Source organism: Streptomyces sp. NPDC001401 (assembly GCF_042895385.1).
Lineage (GTDB): Bacteria > Actinomycetota > Actinomycetes > Streptomycetales > Streptomycetaceae > Streptomyces.
On sequence record NZ_JBIAWI010000010.1, the window covers coordinates 176,254 to 191,912 of the forward strand.

Genomic DNA, 15,659 nt, shown 5'->3' on the forward strand with positions numbered 1-15,659 from the left:
TCTCCCTCGTCCTACTGCTTGTGTACGGTCCTTTTGTACCGTCCCGTCAGATCATGCCGGACGGTCGTCGTCCTCGCCTGCCCCGCCCGGTACTTCGGCAAGCGCGCGTCGTTCGGCGGCCTTCAGTTCGGCGGTCCGGCGGTGCTCGGCGGCCTTGTTCTCGTAGATCGCGGCCATCCGCAGGTGGTACGCCGGGTCGTCCTGCTCGTAGATGTCCGGGATGCCGTCGAGGTCCTCGTCGCGCTCCTCGTCCTCGCACAGCCTGCGGTACTTGGCGTTCCGTATCTTCAGCAGCACCGTCGCCAGGGCCGCCGCGATGAGGGAGCCCAGCAGCACGGCGGCCTTGACCTCGTCCGTCAGTACGGCGTCCCCGGCGAAGGCGAGCTCGCCGATCAGCAGCGACACGGTGAAGCCGATACCGGCCAGCGTCGCCACCGCGAACACGTCCGCCCAGGCGAGGTCGTCGCTGAGCGAGGCCCGGGTGAAACGGGCCGTCAGCCAGGTACCGCCGAAGATCCCGAGCGCCTTGCCGACGACGAGCCCGAGCACGACGCCCAGCGTCTCCGGCTTCGTGAAAACGTCGCCGAGCGCGCCGCCCGAGATGGCGACACCGGCACTGAACAGGGCGAAGAGGGGGACGGTCAGGCCCGCCGACAGGGGACGTACGAGATGCTCGATGTGCTCGCCGGGGGAGTGCTCCTCGCCCTCGTGGCGGTGGCAGCGCAGCATCAGGCCCATCGCCACGCCCGCGATGGTGGCGTGGACGCCGCTGTTGTACATCAGCGCCCAGATGACGAGCGCGAGCGGAACGTACACGTACCACCCGCGTACGCCCTTCCTCAGCAGCAGCCAGAAGACGGCGAGGCCCACGACGGCGCCGCCCAGCGCGGCGAAGTCGATGGTGTTCGTGAAGAAGACCGCGATGATCAGGATCGCGAAGAGGTCGTCGACGACCGCGAGGGTGAGCAGGAAGGCCCGCAGAGCGCTCGGCAGCGACGTCCCGATGACGGCGAGCACGGCCAGCGCGAACGCGATGTCGGTGGCGGTGGGCACCGCCCAGCCCTGGAGCGAGCCGCCACCGGTGATGTTGGTGAGGGCGTAGACGAGCGCCGGTACGGCCATGCCGCACAGGGCCGCGACGACCGGGAGTGCGGCCGCCCTGGGGTCGCGGAGATCACCGGCGACCAGCTCGCGCTTGAGCTCGATGCCGGCGACGAAGAAGAAGACCGCGAGGAGCCCGTCGGCGGCCCAGTGCGCGAGCGACAGATGCAGGCCGAGAGCCTCGGGGCCGAGGTGGAAGTGGCTGACGCTCTCGTAGCTGTCGCGCAGTGCGGGTACGTTCGCCCAGATCAGCGCCGTGATCGCGGCTACGAGCAGCAGCACCCCGCCGACGGTCTCGGTGCGCAGCGCGTCCGCGACGAAGTTCCGCTCGGGCAGCGAGAGCCGTCCGAAGAGCTTGCGGGCGGGGGCGGTGCGGGGCGCGGCCACGGGGGAGACCTCCGGTCGGTGGGCAGGGCAGGGCTACTCGCCGACCAGACTTCCCGGCACACCTTGAGGATCACGTTGTTTTGCTTAGTTTACCTAAAAGGGGCGCCCGGCGCGTTCTCGCGCCGGGCGCCCCTTCGGGACGGAGTGACTTCGGGGGCTCAGTCCTCGCTGGGCGCCGCCGGCAGCTTCTCCTGGATGAGATCCATGACCGTCGAGTCCGTCAGCGTCGTCACGTCGCCGAGCTGGCGGTTCTCGGCGACGTCCCGCAGCAGGCGCCGCATGATCTTGCCGGAGCGGGTCTTCGGCAGCTCCGCGACCGGCAGGATCCGCTTCGGCTTGGCGATCGGGCCGAGGGTGGCGCCGACGTGGTTGCGCAGGTCGTTGACCAGGCCCTCGTCCTCGGCGTTCGCCGTGCCGCGCAGGATCACGAAGGCGACGATCGCCTGACCCGTCGTCTCGTCCGCCGCGCCGACGACGGCCGCCTCGGCGACCGACGGGTGCGAGACGAGCGCGGACTCGACCTCGGTGGTGGAGATGTTGTGCCCGGAGACGAGCATGACGTCGTCCACTCGGCCCAGCAGCCAGATGTCGCCGTCGTCGTCCCTCTTCGCCCCGTCACCGGCGAAGTACTTGCCCTCGAAACGCGACCAGTAGGTGTCGAGGAACCGCTGGTCGTCGCCCCAGATGGTGCGCAGCATGGACGGCCACGGCTCGGTGAGGACCAGATAGCCACCGCCGCCGTTGGGCACCTCGTTGGCCTCGTCGTCCACGACGGTCGCGGAGATGCCCGGCAGCGGAGTCTGTGCGGATCCCGGCTTGGTCGCGGTGACGCCCGGCAGCGGCGAGATCATCATCGCGCCGGTCTCGGTCTGCCACCAGGTGTCGACGATCGGCTTCGAGTCGGCGCCGATGTGCTTGCGGTACCAGATCCAGGCCTCGGGGTTGATGGGCTCGCCCACGGAGCCGAGGATGCGCAGGCTGCTGAGGTCGAACTTCGCGGGGATGTCGTCGCCCCACTTCATGAACGTACGGATCGCGGTGGGCGCCGTGTACAGGATCGTCACCCCGTACTTCTGCACGATCTCCCACCAACGGCCCTGGTGCGGGGTGTCCGGCGTGCCCTCGTACATGACCTGCGTCGCGCCGTTCGCAAGCGGCCCGTAGACGATGTACGAGTGCCCGGTGACCCAGCCGACGTCGGCCGTGCACCAGTACACGTCGGTCTCCGGCTTGAGGTCGAAAACGGCGTGGTGGGTGTACGCGGCCTGGGTGAGGTAGCCGCCGGAGGTGTGCAGGATGCCCTTCGGCTTACCCGTCGTACCGGACGTGTACAGGATGAACAGCGGGTGCTCGGCCTCGAACGCCTCCGGCGTGTGCTCGGCGGACTGCCGCTCGACGATCTCGTGCCACCACACGTCGCGGCCCTCGGTCCAGGCGACCTCCTGGCCGGTACGGCGGACGACCAGCACGTGCTGCACCCGGTCCACGCGCGCGATGGCGTCGTCGACGGCCGGCTTGAGCGCGGACGGCTTGCCGCGCCGGTAGCCGCCGTCGGTGGTGATGACGACCTTGGCGTCGGCGTCCTCGATACGGGTCGCCAGCGCGTCCGCCGAGAAGCCGCCGAAGACGACCGAGTGGGCGGCGCCGATCCGCGCGCAGGCCAGCATGGCGATCGCCGTCTCCGGGATCATCGGCATGTAGACGGCGACCCGGTCGCCCGCCTGAACACCCAGCTCCAGCAGCGCGTTGGCGGCCTTGCTCACCTCGTCCTTGAGCTCGGCATAAGTGATGGCACGGCTGTCGCCGGGCTCCCCCTCGAAGTGGATGGCGACGCGGTCGCCGTTCCCCGCCTCGACATGCCGGTCCACGCAGTTGTACGCGACGTTCAGTTCGCCGTCCTTGAACCACTTGGCGAACGGCGGGTTCGACCAGTCCAGCGTCTCGGTCGGCTCCTTGGCCCAGGTCAGCCGACGGGCCTGCTCGGCCCAGAAGCCCAGCCTGTCAGCCTTGGCCTGTTCGTACGCCTCCGCCGTGACGTTGGCGTTGGCGGCCAGGTCGGCGGGGGGCGCGAACCTGCGCTCTTCCTTGAGCAGGTTGGCCAGGCTCTCGTTGCTCACGGCATCTGCCTTTCCCAGGGTGTCCGTTGTGTCCCAGGCCACAGCTCATCAGACCCGGGGGGCCGATGACAAGGGTCGACGGAAAATTGGTTTAGACCTGTGGGCGAGGTGCTCAGGCGCCCGGAGTCATCCGTACCCACGGACGCCGACGCGGCGGAGTTCAGCACTTGTAACGCCTCTCACACCCCAGTGCACCGCTGCTGCGCGGAGACGGTCACGTGTTTCGTGGCCCGGGCGAGTCGGGACGCCCCGGTGCCGGACACGCCACGGGTGCGCGACCCGCCCCGAAAGGGGCCGCACACCCGTGGCGGAACGGTGCCGGTCAGGCGGACAGGTCTGCCGCCTCCACGTGGTCGAACACCTCGTCCCCGTCCGCCGCCCCCGTGAGCAGATACGCCTGTGCCTCGCCCACGTGGAAGTACATCCCGTGCAGCTCCAGCGCGCCGTCCCGCAGGGCCCGGGACACCGACTCGTGGGCGCGCAGGTGCTCCAACTGCTGGACCACATTGGTCAGACAGAGCTGCTCGACCGCGTCGGCCGGCGCCCGGCCCGCGAGCCGGGCCCACGGCCGGCTCTCGTCGGCCATGCGCTCCAGGCTCGGCAGCCCGTGCCGCAGCCACCGCTTCAGCGGCGTCCGGGCGCCGCCGGGCTCGGCGTCGAGAAGGGCCTGCATGGCCCCGCACCCGGAGTGCCCGCACACCGTGATGGACCGCACCTTCAACACGTCCACCGCATACTCGATCGCCGCCGCCACCGAGTCGTCGCCGCTCTCCTCTCCGGGCTGGGCGCACATCCCGGCGTTGGCCGGGGGAGGAACGAGGTTGCCCACGTTGCGCACCACGAACAGATCGCCGGGACCACTGGAGGTGATCATCGACGTGACCAGCCGCGAGTCGGCGCAGGTGAGGAAGAGCTGGGACGGCCGCTGCCCCTCCCGGGCCAGCCGGGCCAGCTCACCCCGCACGAGCGGTGCGGTATTGCGCTGGAACGCGCTGATGCCACGCGCCAGTTGATGCCCGCTCCGGCCGCCGGAGCCGTCGGGCCCACTCGGTCCGGTCGACCCACCGGCAGCGCCGGGGGGATCGGCGTCCGGCGCGGACTGCGGGCGCTCGCACTGGTGGTTGCGCCAGGGCGTCCAGGGACGACAGCGGCAGCCGACGGAGGACTCGCCGGGTTCCTCGGCGAGCGGCGTGGGCTCGGTGAGGGCTCTGGTACCGGCTCGGCGGCCGGTCAGCTCGGCGGAGCCGCCCTGTGCGGTGTGCGTGTTCTGCCAGTCCTGCAGGGACTCGTACGCCGCGTGGTCCATGAACGACCCGTCCAACTCCACGACGGCGTGGGCGCCTTGGGGTACGAGATGCAGGGTCCGACTGAGCCGTGGCACCGCGAGGAACGTCAACTGCCCTCGGACATGTACGTGATGGACTCCTTCCTTCTCCTCGTGCGTGATGCGGGTGCGGGCGAGGCGGTTCATGGCGACGGCGACGGCCACGGCGATCCCGAGGGTCACGCCCTCCAGGACGCCGAGGAACACCACGCCGAGTGTGGTGACGGCGTACACCAGCACTTCTCGGTGGCGGGTCACCGTGCGGATGTGGTGCAGGGACACCATCTGGATGCCGACGGCCATCACCAGGGCGGCGAGCGAGGCGAGCGGGATGAGCTCCAGGAGCGGGACCATCAGCAGCGCGGCGACTACTACGAGAACGCCGTGCAGCATCGTGGAGTTCCGGCTCACCGCACCCGCGTTCACATTCGCCGAACTTCTTACGGCGACGCCTGCGACCGGCAGTCCGCCGAGTGTGCCGGAGACGATGTTGGCGGCGCCCTGCCCGAGGAGTTCGCGGTCCAGGTCGGCGCGTCCGACGCGGGCGGTCAGGCCGGGTCTTGCGGCCACCAGCTTGTCCACGGCGACCGCACCGAGCAGCGACTGCACGCTGCACACCAGCGTGGTGGTGAGCACGGCCGCGGTCAGGCCGAGCGCCGGGCCCTCGGGGAGACCGGCCAGGGCGTGGCTGCTCCAGGAGGGGAGGTCGACCTTGGGCACGCCGAACCCCGAGAGCGAGGCGGCCGCGGTGGCGCCTGCCACGGCGACGAGCGCGGCCGGGATCCGGCGCAACAGGTGTCCGGCCCGGCCGGGGATCCGCGGCCAGAGCAGCAGCAGGGTCAGGGTCAGCAGGCTGACGGTCACGGCGGCGGGGTGCAGGTTCGCCAACTGGGCGGGCAGGGCCCGGAGGTTGGCGAGGACGGAGCTCTGCGGGGTGCCGCCGAGGACGATGTGCAGCTGGGCGACGGCGATGGTGACGCCGATTCCGGCGAGCATGCCGTGCACGATGGCGGGGCTGACGGCGAGCGCGGTGCGTGCCACCCGCAGGCAGCCGAGGCCGAGTTGGGCGAGTCCGGCGAGGACCGTGACGGCACAGGTCGTACGCCAGCCGTAGCGGTGGATGAGGTCGGCGGTGACGACCGTGAGCCCCGCGGCGGGGCCGCTGACCTGGAGCGGACAGCCGCCGATCCGGCCGGCGACGAGCCCGCCGACCCCGGCGGCCACCAGACCGGCCTGGAGCGGGGCGCCGGTGGCGAGGGCGATGCCCAGGGACAGCGGGAGGGCGATCAGGAAGACCGCGACCGAGGCCGACAGGTCGGCGCCCGCGATGTGGAAGCGGCGGTCTGGGTTCGGCGGGGGGCTGTGGGGCTGGTGGTCGCACTTGGTGCGACTCGAGTCGGTGGCGCGGGTGGGGGCGCAGGCTGACATGTTTCCCGTCTCCTCCGGGCAGCGCGGTCGCGGATCAGGTCGTCCCCGTCGATGAGCGGGGGTCGGTCGCGGCCGTGGGTCACGGCGTGCAGCGGCGGGATGAATCAACGCTCGGTAAATGGATCGTAATTCAGAGTAAAGGCCAGGCATAGACTTTCCTGGCAAATGGGGTAATAAATCACTCCAATGAGTGAAGCGGTCATTTCATCGGCTTGTCGTACTAATTCCTTCTCGGTCCCGTGCGACCTTGGCGGCCTTGTCGAGAAGGAAGAAGGTGAGCGGAACATGACCGCCACCCAGAGGATCGCCGTGGGCGTCGTGATCACCGTGTCCTGTGGCGCGTGGGTCGCCGGCTGTGCGATCGGCTCCAACGGTTCCAAGGCGGGTGCGCTCGGTCCGCAGAAGGCCCGTCCGGCCCACGTGGCGGGGAGCGCGGTCCGCCTGATCGGCGACGGCTCCACCGCGTACACCGGAGCCCAGCCGTACCTGCCCAGACCCGAGCGTCTGCGGCCCGGCCAGAAGCCCCCGCAGTTCGTCGTCTTCTCCTGGGACGGCGCGGGCGAGGACAGCCAGAAGCTGTTCTCCCACTTCCGCAAGCTCTCCAAGGCCAACCACGCGACCATGACGTACTTCCTCAGCGGCGTGTACATGCTGCCGGAGGAGAAGCGCGACCTCTACAAGCCCCCGGAACACTCACCGGGCAGCTCGGACATCGGCTTCAACGACGAGAAGGGCATCGCCGACACCGTGCAGCAGCTGCGTCTGGCGTGGCTGGAGGGCAACGAGATCGGCACCCACTTCAACGGCCACTTCTGCGGCCCGAACGGCGGGGTCGGCCAGTGGTCGGTCGCACAGTGGATGAGCGAGATCGCGCAGGCCAAGAAGTTCGTGAAGAGCTGGAGGACCAACTCCGGCATGGACAGGGCGGCCCCGCTGCCCTTCGACTACGACAAGGAGCTCATCGGCGCGCGCACGCCCTGTCTGGAGGGCCAGAAGAACTTCGTCAAAGCCGCGAGCCGGCTGGGCTTCCGCTACGACACCAGCGGAGTCAACGACCAGGTCTGGCCGAAGAAGAGGGAAGGGCTGTGGGACCTGTCGATGCAGCTCGTGCCCTTCCCCGGACACCCCTACGAGCAGCTCACCATGGACTACAACTTCATGGTCAACCAGTCCGGCACGCAGACCCAGGGCGACCCCGACAAGTTCGACTACTGGGGCGACCAGATGCGCGACGGCCTGCTCAAGGGCTTCCGCCGCGCCTACCAGGGCAACCGCGCACCCCTGGTCATCGGCAACCACTTCGAGTCCTGGAACGGCGGCACCTATATGCGGGCCCTCGACGAGGTCATCGAGAAGGTCTGCAACAAGCCCGACGTGCGCTGCGTGTCCTTCCACCAACTGGCCGACTGGCTGGACGCCCAGGACCCGCAGACCCTGCAGAAGCTGCGCACCCTGAATGTCGGCCAGGCCCCCGAGCAGGGCTGGGCGTCCTTCCTGTCGGGCCACCCCGCCCCGGCCCCGAAGGGCGTACCCGGGGCGCCGGCCGCCAAGGGGTAGCCGTCACGCAGAGGCGCTGACGCCCTCACCGAGCACGAACCCGGGGTCGACCTGCGCCGCCAGGTCGGCCCCCGTGCGCGCGTTGCCCCACGAGGCCGCGTTCTTCAGGTGGAAGTGCACCATCTGGCGCGTGTAGCGCTCCCGGTCGCGCAGCTCGTACGTCGCGTCCGCAGCGACCTGAAGGGCGCGCAGGGCACGGCGGTTGGCGTCCTCCAGGAGCTCGAACCGGGGCGGGCGGCCCTTCTCCATGGCGCGCACCCAGTCCGAGTGCCCGACGGTCATCAACAGGTCGTCCCCGACCTCGGCGCGCAGGAAGTCGAGGTCGTCCTGCCCCTGCACCTTGTTGCCGACGACCTTCAGGACGACGCCGTAGTCGCGGGCGTACTCCTTGTACTGGCGATAGACGGAGACCCCCTTCCGGGTCGGCTCGGCGACGAGGAACGTGATGTCGAAGCGGGTGAACATGCCGGAGGCGAACGAGTCCGAGCCCGCCGTCATGTCCACCACGACGTACTCGCCCTGCCCGTCCACCAGATGGTTCAGGCACAACTCCACCGCTCCCGTCTTGGAGTGGTAGCAGGCGACCCCCAGGTCGGCGTCCGTGAAGGGGCCGGTGACCATCAGACGGACGGCGCCGCCGTCGAGTTCCACCGGCCGGGCGCAGGCGTCGTAGACCGGGTTGTCCTCGCACACCCGCAGCAGCCGCGAGCCCTCGCCGGGCGGGGTGGTTTTGATCATCGCCTCGGCGGAGGTAATGCGCGGGTTGCAGCCGCGCAGATAGTCCTTGATCAGCGGCAGCCGGTCGCCCATCGCCGGCAGCGCGGCGGCCTCCGCCTCGTCCAGGCCCAGCGCGGCGCCCAGGTGCTGGTTGATGTCCGCATCCATGGCGACGACCGGCGCTCCGGTGGCTGCGAGATGGCGGATGAACAGGGAGGACAGGGTCGTCTTGCCGCTGCCGCCCTTCCCGACGAAAGCAATTTTCATGTTCACGAAGGGTAGTCGGGTGGTAGCTGTATGTGGCAGGTGGGCGTGAAGAAGACCACTCATTCGTGGGGCGTGCCCCTGGGGTGGCTAGGGTCGTACTCATGAGTACGACAGGCGCGAACGCCGATCCGCTCGCGGCCCTGGGCTCGCTGCCCGGGGTGGCCGAGTCCGTGGAATCCGTGCGCAAGGCCGTGGACCGGGTCTACGGGCACCGGGTCATGCGGCGCCGCAGCAACGAGATCACCTCCGAGGCCGCGCTGCGCGGTGCCCGCGGTTCGGCGGCGCTGTCCGGCGCCGACTGGGCCCTGGAGGAGGTGCGTCGGCGCACCGACTTCAGCGGTGACGACGACGCGCGCGTGATGGGCGCGGCCCTGAGGCTGACCGCGGAGGCGGGCCAACTGCTGTCCGTGTGGCGGCAGTCGCCCCTGAGGGTGCTGGCCCGGCTGCACCTGGTGGCGGCCGCGAGCAAGGGCGAGGAGGTCGGGCGGCCGCGGCTGGCGGGCGAGTCCGTCGACGAGCCGCTGGTCGAGCTGCTGCTGCCGGGCGCGGACGAGGTGCACGGCCGGCTGGACGGCCTGGCGGAGCTGATCATCACCGGCAGCTCCGCGCCCGCCCTGGTGACGGCCGCCGTCGTCCACGGCGAACTCCTCGCGCTGCGCCCCTTCACGTCCCACAACGGCCTGGTCGCGCGTACGGCCGAGCGCATCGTCCTGGTGGGCAGCGGCCTCGACCCGAAGTCCGTCTGCCCGGCCGAGGTCGGCCATGCCGAGCTGGGGCGCGCGGCCTATCTGGCGGCGCTGGAGGGGTATGTCTCCGGTACGCCGGACGGCATGGCCGCCTGGATCGCCCACTGCGGCAGGGCGGTCGAGCTGGGTGTGCGCGAGTCGACGGCCGTGTGTGAGGCGCTGCAGCGCGGGGCGGCGTAAAAAGTCCGGGAAAAGGGTTGCGGCGGTACGAGGATTCGTACCGCCGCTGGCATGCTCACCCAGTTACCAAGCGTCCTCGATATGTTGCCCATCAGGTCGGGAACTCTGCCCGTCACCTGGTGTGGCTGGCCCGTAATCGACGGGTCGACGTCGCGTGGGTGCCCGGTGTTCATGCTTCGGTCCGTGGGGCCAAATGCGTTATTAAGGTGATCCTTTCGGATGTCCTTGGTCTCGCGGGCCGTTAACCCCTTTGTACTCCAGGTCCGAAGCAAGCGGAACCCCTGGCTGTACTTCTTTACTTTTAGTCTCAAATAGGCTGTAAACGGGCGACGACATCTCGAACGCGGTCTTGGTGTCGGCGAATCGGCAGGTCAGACGATCGCCGCCCGGCGGCGGCTGGCGTACCAGACGAGGCCCGCTGTGGCCGCCGCGGCGCCTATTGCCGCGACCGCGACGAGGGCCGGACGGGGCGGTACGGAGAATGTCGGGATCCGCTGCTTGAGCCGGACCGGCCGATGGAAATCGAGAATCGGCCACCCACGCGCGAGCGCCTCGCGCCGCAGCGTCCGGTCCGGGTTCACGGCGTGCGGATGGCCCACTTCCTGCAGCATCGGCAGGTCGGTGACCGAGTCGCTGTAGGCGTAGCAGCGCTCGAGGTCGTACCCCTCGGACCGGGCCAGCTCCTTGATCGCCTCGGCCTTCGTCGGGCCGTACGCGTAGTACTCCACCTCGCCGGTGAAGCAGCCGTCCTCGCCCACGACCATGCGGGTCGCCACCACCCGGTCGGCGCCGAGGAGTTCGCCGATCGGCTCCACCACCTCGGCACCCGACGTCGACACGATGACGACGTCGCGGCCGGCGGTGTGGTGCTCCTCGATGAGGGAGGCGGCTTCGTCGTAGATGATCGGGTCGATCAGGTCGTGCAGGGTCTCGGCGACGATCTCCTTGACCTGCTGGACGTTCCAGCCGCGGACGAGCGCGGACAGGTACTCGCGCGTCCGCTCCATCTGGTCGTGGTCCATGCCGCCGACGAGGAAGACGAACTGGGCATATGCGGTACGCAAGGCGGCCCTGCGGTTGATCAGTCCGCCTTGGTAGAACGACTTGCTGAACGTGAGCGTGCTCGACTTCGCAATGACCGTCTTGTCCAGGTCAAAGAAGGCCGCTGTGCGGGGCAAGGAGTGGTTTTCCACGCCCCGAGCATAGGCGCAGCCCATTCGGCGTAAGGTGGGGCGCGTGGGTTTGCCTGAGAAGGGTCTCGGGTACACCATGGAAGTCACGGATCGTTCGCGACCGTGCTAACCCGGTCCGGCTCCTCCCCCCCCGAGTCGGCCGTGGAGACGACCCCCACTCTCCCCCCCGGTGGGGGTCGTCGCATGTCCGGACGGGTTTTCCCTCTTCTTCCTCTTCCTGGCGCGGCCGTACGGCCGTCATGAGGCGGCTGCAGCCGCGTCTTCCGCATGCCCGTGATCCGTCACTGTGCGTAGCCGTCAGGCTGCTCTGTGGAAGTCGCGCACGGGTTGGCACAGGGGTCACCGGTATGGGTGACGGCGTTATTCACAACAGCCGACTTGTCCACAGTTATCGACCAAGATCCACACGATTTCCGGGATCGCTGCACCGTGATTCAAACGCGTCCCGCTCGCGCCGAGTTCAGAGCCGGTTCCGGTTTGTCGGGCGGGTTTGGCCGGTTCGTATCGGCCGTTCATATGGAGACCGGTTGCCGGTTCTTCACACGTTTGGGAATCGCGGGGCCGCAGGGGCTGCGCGAGAGATGCAGCGAAGGGGGACCAAGACCGTGGCCGGAGCCGTCACACACGAACCGCCGCCCGCCGCCTCGGGGCGGCAGGCCGGACCACTGATCGTCACGGAGGACGTCGAACTCCTCGACGACCTGCTGCGCCTGTGCGCCGCGGCAGGAGCGACACCCGAGGTCCACCACTCGGTGCCGGAGCGCGCGGGCGGCTGGGAGGCCGCACCGCTCGTCCTGGTCGGCGACGACGCCGCGCGGCGGGTGCGCGGGGCCGCACGCAGACGAGGAGTGGTGCTGGTCGGCCGCGACCAGGACGACTCCGGGGTCTGGCGCCGGGCCGTCGAGATCGGCGCCGACCACGTCCTGATGCTGCCCGACGGGGAGCAGTGGCTGGTCGACCGCATCGCCGATGTGGCCGAGGGCGTGGGCCGGCCCGCCCTCACGGTGGGCGTCATCGGGGGCCGCGGCGGGTCCGGAGCGTCCACGCTCGCGTGCGCCCTTGCCGTCACCTCCGCACGCGAGGGGCTGCGCACCCTGCTCGTGGACGCCGATCCACTGGGCGGTGGACTCGACGTACTGCTCGGCGGCGAGAGCGCCGAGGGGCTGCGCTGGCCCGCCTTCGCCGCCTCCCGTGGGCGGGTCGGCGGCGGCGCCCTGGAGGAGTCGCTGCCGCAGCTCCACTCTCTGCGGGTGCTCAGCTGGGACCGCGGCGACCGCATCGCCGTCCCGGCCCAGGCCGTACGGGCGGTGCTCGCCGCGGCCAGACGGCGGGGCGGCACCGTGGTCGTCGACCTGCCGCGCCGCATCGACGACGGGGTCGCCGAGGCCCTCGCCCAGCTCGATCTCGGCCTCCTGGTCGCCCCCGGCGAGCTGCGCGCCGTCGCTGCGGCCGGGCGGGTGGCGTCCGCCGTCGGCATGGTCCTGCGCGACCTGCGGGTCGCGGTACGAGGGCCGTACGCGCCCGGACTCGACGACCGGGAGGTGGCCCGGCTGCTCGGACTGCCCCTGGCCGGTGAACTGCCCGTGGAGTCGGGGCTGCTGCGCCCGGGGGAGGGCAGGACGCCGCCCGCCGCCGACGGCCGCGGGCCCCTGGCGCGCTTCTGCAAGGAGTTCTGGGAGCGGGCGCTGACGGAGGCGAGGAGCGCGTGAGCACGTATTCGGCAGGCGAAGGGGCGGGCGGCTCGGTGCGGGGAGCATCCAGGGCGGTGTGGCGGCCGGGCGACGGCTCGGCATCGGCGGCCGTTGCTTCGGACATGCCCTCAGGGCTGCTGGACGGCGTACGGCAGTGGCTGGTCGAGAGCGGGGCCGAGCCGACACCCGCGCGCGTGGCGCAGGCCTTGCGGGAGCAGGGGCGGGTCCTGGGGGACGCCGAAGTCCTCGGTGCGGCCGAGCAGTTGCGGTCCGAACTGGTCGGCAGCGGGCCGCTGGAACCGCTGCTCGCCGATCCGTCGGTGACCGACGTGCTGGTATCGGCCCCGGACCGGGTCTGGGTGGACCGGGGCGGCGGACTGGAGCTGACCTCGGTCTCCTTCCCGGACACGGCCGCCGTACGACGTCTCGCGCAGCGCCTGGCCGCGGTGGCCGGGCGGCGGCTCGACGACGCGCGGCCATGGGTCGATGCCCGGCTGCCCGACGGGACGCGGCTGCATGCGGTGCTGCCGCCGGTGGCCGTGGGTTGTACGTGTCTGTCGCTGCGGGTCGTACGGTCGCGGGCGTTCACGCTCGACGAGCTGGTCGCGGCGGGCACGGTGCCGCCGGGCGGGGACCGCGTGCTGCGGGCGCTGATCGAGGCGCGGCTGTCGTTCGTTGTCAGTGGCGCGACCGGCTGTGGCAAGACGACGTTGCTGAGCGCGTTGCTGGGGCTGGTCGGGCGCGGTGAGCGGATCGTGCTCGCCGAGGACTCGGCGGAGCTGCGGCCGGACCATCCGCACGTCGTACGGCTGGAGACCAGACCCGCCAACCAGGAGGGAGCGGGCCTCGTCTCGCTCCAGGACCTGGTGCGGCAGGCGCTGCGGATGCGGCCGGACCGGCTGGTCGTGGGCGAGGTGCGCGGGCCCGAAGTGGTGCATCTGCTGGCCGCGTTGAACACCGGCCACGAGGGCGGCTGCGGCACCGTGCACGCCAATGCCGCCACCGACGTACCGGCCCGTCTGGAGGCGCTCGGTACGGCGGCCGGGCTCGACCGGGCCGCCCTGCACAGCCAGTTGGCGGCGGCGCTGGCGGTGGTCCTGCATCTCGTGCGGGACCGGGCCGGGCGGCGGCGGATTGCCGAGGTGCACGTACTGGAGCGGGACCCGTCGGGGCTGGTGCGGACGGTGCCGGCGCTGCGGTGGGGCGCGGAGGCGTTCGTGCACGAGCCGGGTTGGGAGCGGCTGAGGGGGCTGCTCGACAGCGAGTCCTTCGAAGGGGGACGTCATGGGTGAGACGGCGATGGGGGCGGCCGTGCTGTGTGTCGGTGCGGCGGCCCTGCTGATGGGCGGATGGCACTCCGGAGCGCGACGGGCGCAGCTGTTGCTCGCGGGCGGCGGGGTGGTGGGCACCGGACCTCCGGCCTGGCGGGAGGTGACGGGGGGACTGCGGCGGATCCGCGGGCGGCTGCGGCCCGAGTGGTGGGCGCCGGCCGTCGGGGTGGTGCTGGCACTGCTGGGTGCGTCGGTGCTGCCGGTCGTCGCGGGGGCGGCCGGGGTGCCGTTGCTGCGGCGGGTACGGCTGGCCGGGGAGGCCCGGCGGGCCCGGGAGCGCCGCGGGGACGCGGTGATCGCTCTGTGCGCGGCCCTGGCCGGGGAGGTGCGGGCCGGGCGGCAGCCGGGACAGGCGCTGCCGGGTGCCGCGCGGGACTCCGGCGGGCTCGGGGGCGCGCAGGCCGCGGTGCTGGCGGCGGCGCGGTTCGGCGGCGACGTACCGGGCGCGCTCGCGATGGCGGCACGGCAACCGGGCGCGGAGGGGCTGCTGGGCCTCGCGGCGTGCTGGCGGGTGGCCGTGGACCAGGGCGCCGGCCTCGCAGCCGGACTCGACCGGCTCGAAGGGGCGTTGCGGGCGGAGCGGGACCAACGCGCGGATCTGCGCGCCCAGTTGGCGGGAGCGAAGTCCACGGCGGTGATGCTCGCGGGGCTGCCCGCTCTGGGCCTCGCCCTGGGGACCGCCCTCGGGGCCGACCCCCTGCATGTGCTGCTGCACACCGGAGCCGGGCTGGGCTGCCTGCTGGTCGGCGGTCTGCTGGAAGGCCTCGGGATGTGGTGGGCGATGCGGATCGTGCGGGGAGCGGAGGCGGCGTGAGCACGGAAGTTGTCCACAGGCTGGGGGCGGCCGTGGGGATGTTGCTCGTCCTCGGGTGGCTGCTGCGCCGGCTCGGGGCCGTACGGCGTGCGCGGAGAGTGCGGAGGCGGCTGGCCGAGCTGGTGGCCGACGGCGAGGCGATGCAGGCCAGGCCGCGCTTCGAGGTACGGGAGGCCGCGCGGCGGTGGCTGCCCGCGGTGGGGGTGGTGTGCGCCGGGTGGGTGCTGGTCGGCGGCCTCGTCGGTGTCGTGCTGGGGCTGGCCGTCGCGGGCGGGCTGTGGCGGTGGCGTGGACGGCAGGCGGCCGGGAGCGGTGCGGAGGCTTACGACCCGGCCGAGGCGGCCCGTCAACTCCCGCTCTCGGCCGATCTGGTGGCCGCGTGCATCGCTGCCGGTGCCGGGCCCGTGGTCGCGGCGCAGGCCGTGGGCGAGGCCCTGGGCGGCCCCGTCGGGGACGCGCTGGCGCGGGGTGCGGCAGAGGTGCGGCTCGGCGGCGAACCGGCCGAGGCCTGGCGGCGGCTGGCCGCGCTGCCGGGCGCCGGAGCCCTGGCCCGGCTGCTGGAACGGGCCGACGTGTCCGGACTCCCCGCCGCCACACCGGTCGCACGGCTCGCGGCGGACGTCCGCGCCGACCGGTCCCGCACCGCGACGGCACGGGCCCGGCGGGCGGCCGTCATGGTCACCGCACCGGTGGGTCTGTGTTTCCTGCCCGCGTTCATCACGGTCGGCGTGCTGCCCGTGGTGATCGGGCTCGCGGGTGGGGTGCTGGGAGGGGGTGGTGGATGACGGGAGCGGGCGAGGACGGCA

11 protein-coding genes are annotated in these 15,659 nt (G+C 71.5%); 6 read left to right on the plus strand and 5 right to left on the minus strand.

All coding sequences use genetic code 11. The features are described 5' to 3' along the window. Nucleotides 1–51 precede the first annotated feature (51 nt). From nhaA to ACFY10_RS30490, 3 genes are all read right to left on the minus strand, one after another. Nucleotides 52–1,488 carry a Na+/H+ antiporter NhaA gene (gene nhaA / locus ACFY10_RS30480; RefSeq protein ID WP_390668405.1) on the minus strand — a complete coding sequence of 479 codons (1,437 nt, stop codon included), beginning with the start codon at nt 1,486–1,488 and terminating at the stop codon, nt 52–54. Between the two features lie 158 nt (nt 1,489–1,646). Then, complete coding sequence (gene acs, locus ACFY10_RS30485) at nt 1,647–3,647, minus strand: acetate--CoA ligase (RefSeq protein ID WP_390668406.1); 2,001 nt, start codon at nt 3,645–3,647, stop codon at nt 1,647–1,649. 280 nt (nt 3,648–3,927) lie between these two features. After that, nucleotides 3,928–6,357, minus strand: coding sequence for a SulP family inorganic anion transporter (locus ACFY10_RS30490; protein WP_390668407.1), 2,430 nt, complete (start codon nt 6,355–6,357; stop codon nt 3,928–3,930). 285 nt (nt 6,358–6,642) lie between these two features. On the opposite strand from ACFY10_RS30490, the gene ACFY10_RS30495 reads away from it, so the two are divergent. Continuing rightward, nucleotides 6,643–7,914, plus strand: coding sequence for a hypothetical protein (locus tag ACFY10_RS30495; protein WP_390668408.1), 1,272 nt, complete (start codon nt 6,643–6,645; stop codon nt 7,912–7,914). A 3-nt stretch (nt 7,915–7,917) separates the two neighbouring features. Here ACFY10_RS30495 and ACFY10_RS30500 read toward each other — a convergent pair whose 3' ends face one another. Then, nucleotides 7,918–8,898, minus strand: coding sequence for an ATP-binding protein (locus ACFY10_RS30500; protein WP_390668409.1), 981 nt, complete (start codon nt 8,896–8,898; stop codon nt 7,918–7,920). A 101-nt stretch (nt 8,899–8,999) separates the two neighbouring features. Between ACFY10_RS30500 and ACFY10_RS30505 the strand changes: the two genes are divergently transcribed. Continuing rightward, complete coding sequence (locus ACFY10_RS30505; protein WP_390668410.1) at nt 9,000–9,824, plus strand: oxidoreductase; 825 nt, start codon at nt 9,000–9,002, stop codon at nt 9,822–9,824. Nucleotides 9,825–10,195: 371 nt separating this feature from the next. On the opposite strand, the gene ACFY10_RS30510 is transcribed toward ACFY10_RS30505, so the two are convergent. Next, nucleotides 10,196–11,041, minus strand: coding sequence for an HAD family hydrolase (locus ACFY10_RS30510; protein WP_390668411.1), 846 nt, complete (start codon nt 11,039–11,041; stop codon nt 10,196–10,198). Between the two features lie 557 nt (nt 11,042–11,598). Between ACFY10_RS30510 and ssd the strand changes: the two genes are divergently transcribed. The 4 genes from ssd (at nt 11,599) to ACFY10_RS30530 (ending at nt 15,638) form a co-directional block, all read left to right on the plus strand. Further along, nucleotides 11,599–12,726 (plus strand): septum site-determining protein Ssd, encoded by a 1,128-nt coding sequence (gene ssd / locus ACFY10_RS30515; RefSeq protein ID WP_390668412.1) that lies wholly within the window; start codon nt 11,599–11,601, stop codon nt 12,724–12,726. Between the two features lie 104 nt (nt 12,727–12,830). Further along, on the plus strand, nt 12,831–14,000 hold the full coding sequence (locus tag ACFY10_RS30520) for a TadA family conjugal transfer-associated ATPase (RefSeq protein ID WP_390668656.1): 1,170 nt from the start codon (nt 12,831–12,833) through the stop codon (nt 13,998–14,000). Beyond that, nucleotides 13,993–14,853 (plus strand): type II secretion system F family protein, encoded by an 861-nt coding sequence (locus tag ACFY10_RS30525; RefSeq protein WP_390668413.1) that lies wholly within the window; start codon nt 13,993–13,995, stop codon nt 14,851–14,853. The genes ACFY10_RS30520 and ACFY10_RS30525 overlap by 8 nt, the downstream gene beginning before the upstream one ends. Beyond that, nucleotides 14,850–15,638: a type II secretion system F family protein gene (locus tag ACFY10_RS30530; RefSeq protein ID WP_390668414.1), complete on the plus strand. Its 789-nt coding sequence runs from the start codon at nt 14,850–14,852 to the stop codon at nt 15,636–15,638. Before ACFY10_RS30525 ends, ACFY10_RS30530 begins: the two co-directional genes overlap by 4 nt. Nucleotides 15,639–15,659: the final 21 nt, after the last annotated feature.

Bases quoted from the DNA above. Each gene is read 5' to 3' on its own strand.
- ACFY10_RS30505 (WP_390668410.1), top strand. From the start codon at position 9,000: ATGAGTACGACAGGCGCGAACGCCGATCCGCTCGCGGCCCTGGGCTCG.
- ACFY10_RS30525 (WP_390668413.1), top strand. From the start codon at position 13,993: ATGGGTGAGACGGCGATGGGGGCGGCCGTGCTGTGTGTCGGTGCGGCG.
- ACFY10_RS30490 (WP_390668407.1), bottom strand. From the start codon at position 6,357: ATGTCAGCCTGCGCCCCCACCCGCGCCACCGACTCGAGTCGCACCAAG.
- ACFY10_RS30520 (WP_390668656.1), top strand. From the start codon at position 12,831: ATGCCCTCAGGGCTGCTGGACGGCGTACGGCAGTGGCTGGTCGAGAGC.
- ACFY10_RS30510 (WP_390668411.1), bottom strand. From the start codon at position 11,041: ATGGGCTGCGCCTATGCTCGGGGCGTGGAAAACCACTCCTTGCCCCGC.
- ACFY10_RS30500 (WP_390668409.1), bottom strand. From the start codon at position 8,898: ATGAAAATTGCTTTCGTCGGGAAGGGCGGCAGCGGCAAGACGACCCTG.
- ACFY10_RS30495 (WP_390668408.1), top strand. From the start codon at position 6,643: ATGACCGCCACCCAGAGGATCGCCGTGGGCGTCGTGATCACCGTGTCC.
- ssd (WP_390668412.1), top strand. From the start codon at position 11,599: ATGCAGCGAAGGGGGACCAAGACCGTGGCCGGAGCCGTCACACACGAA.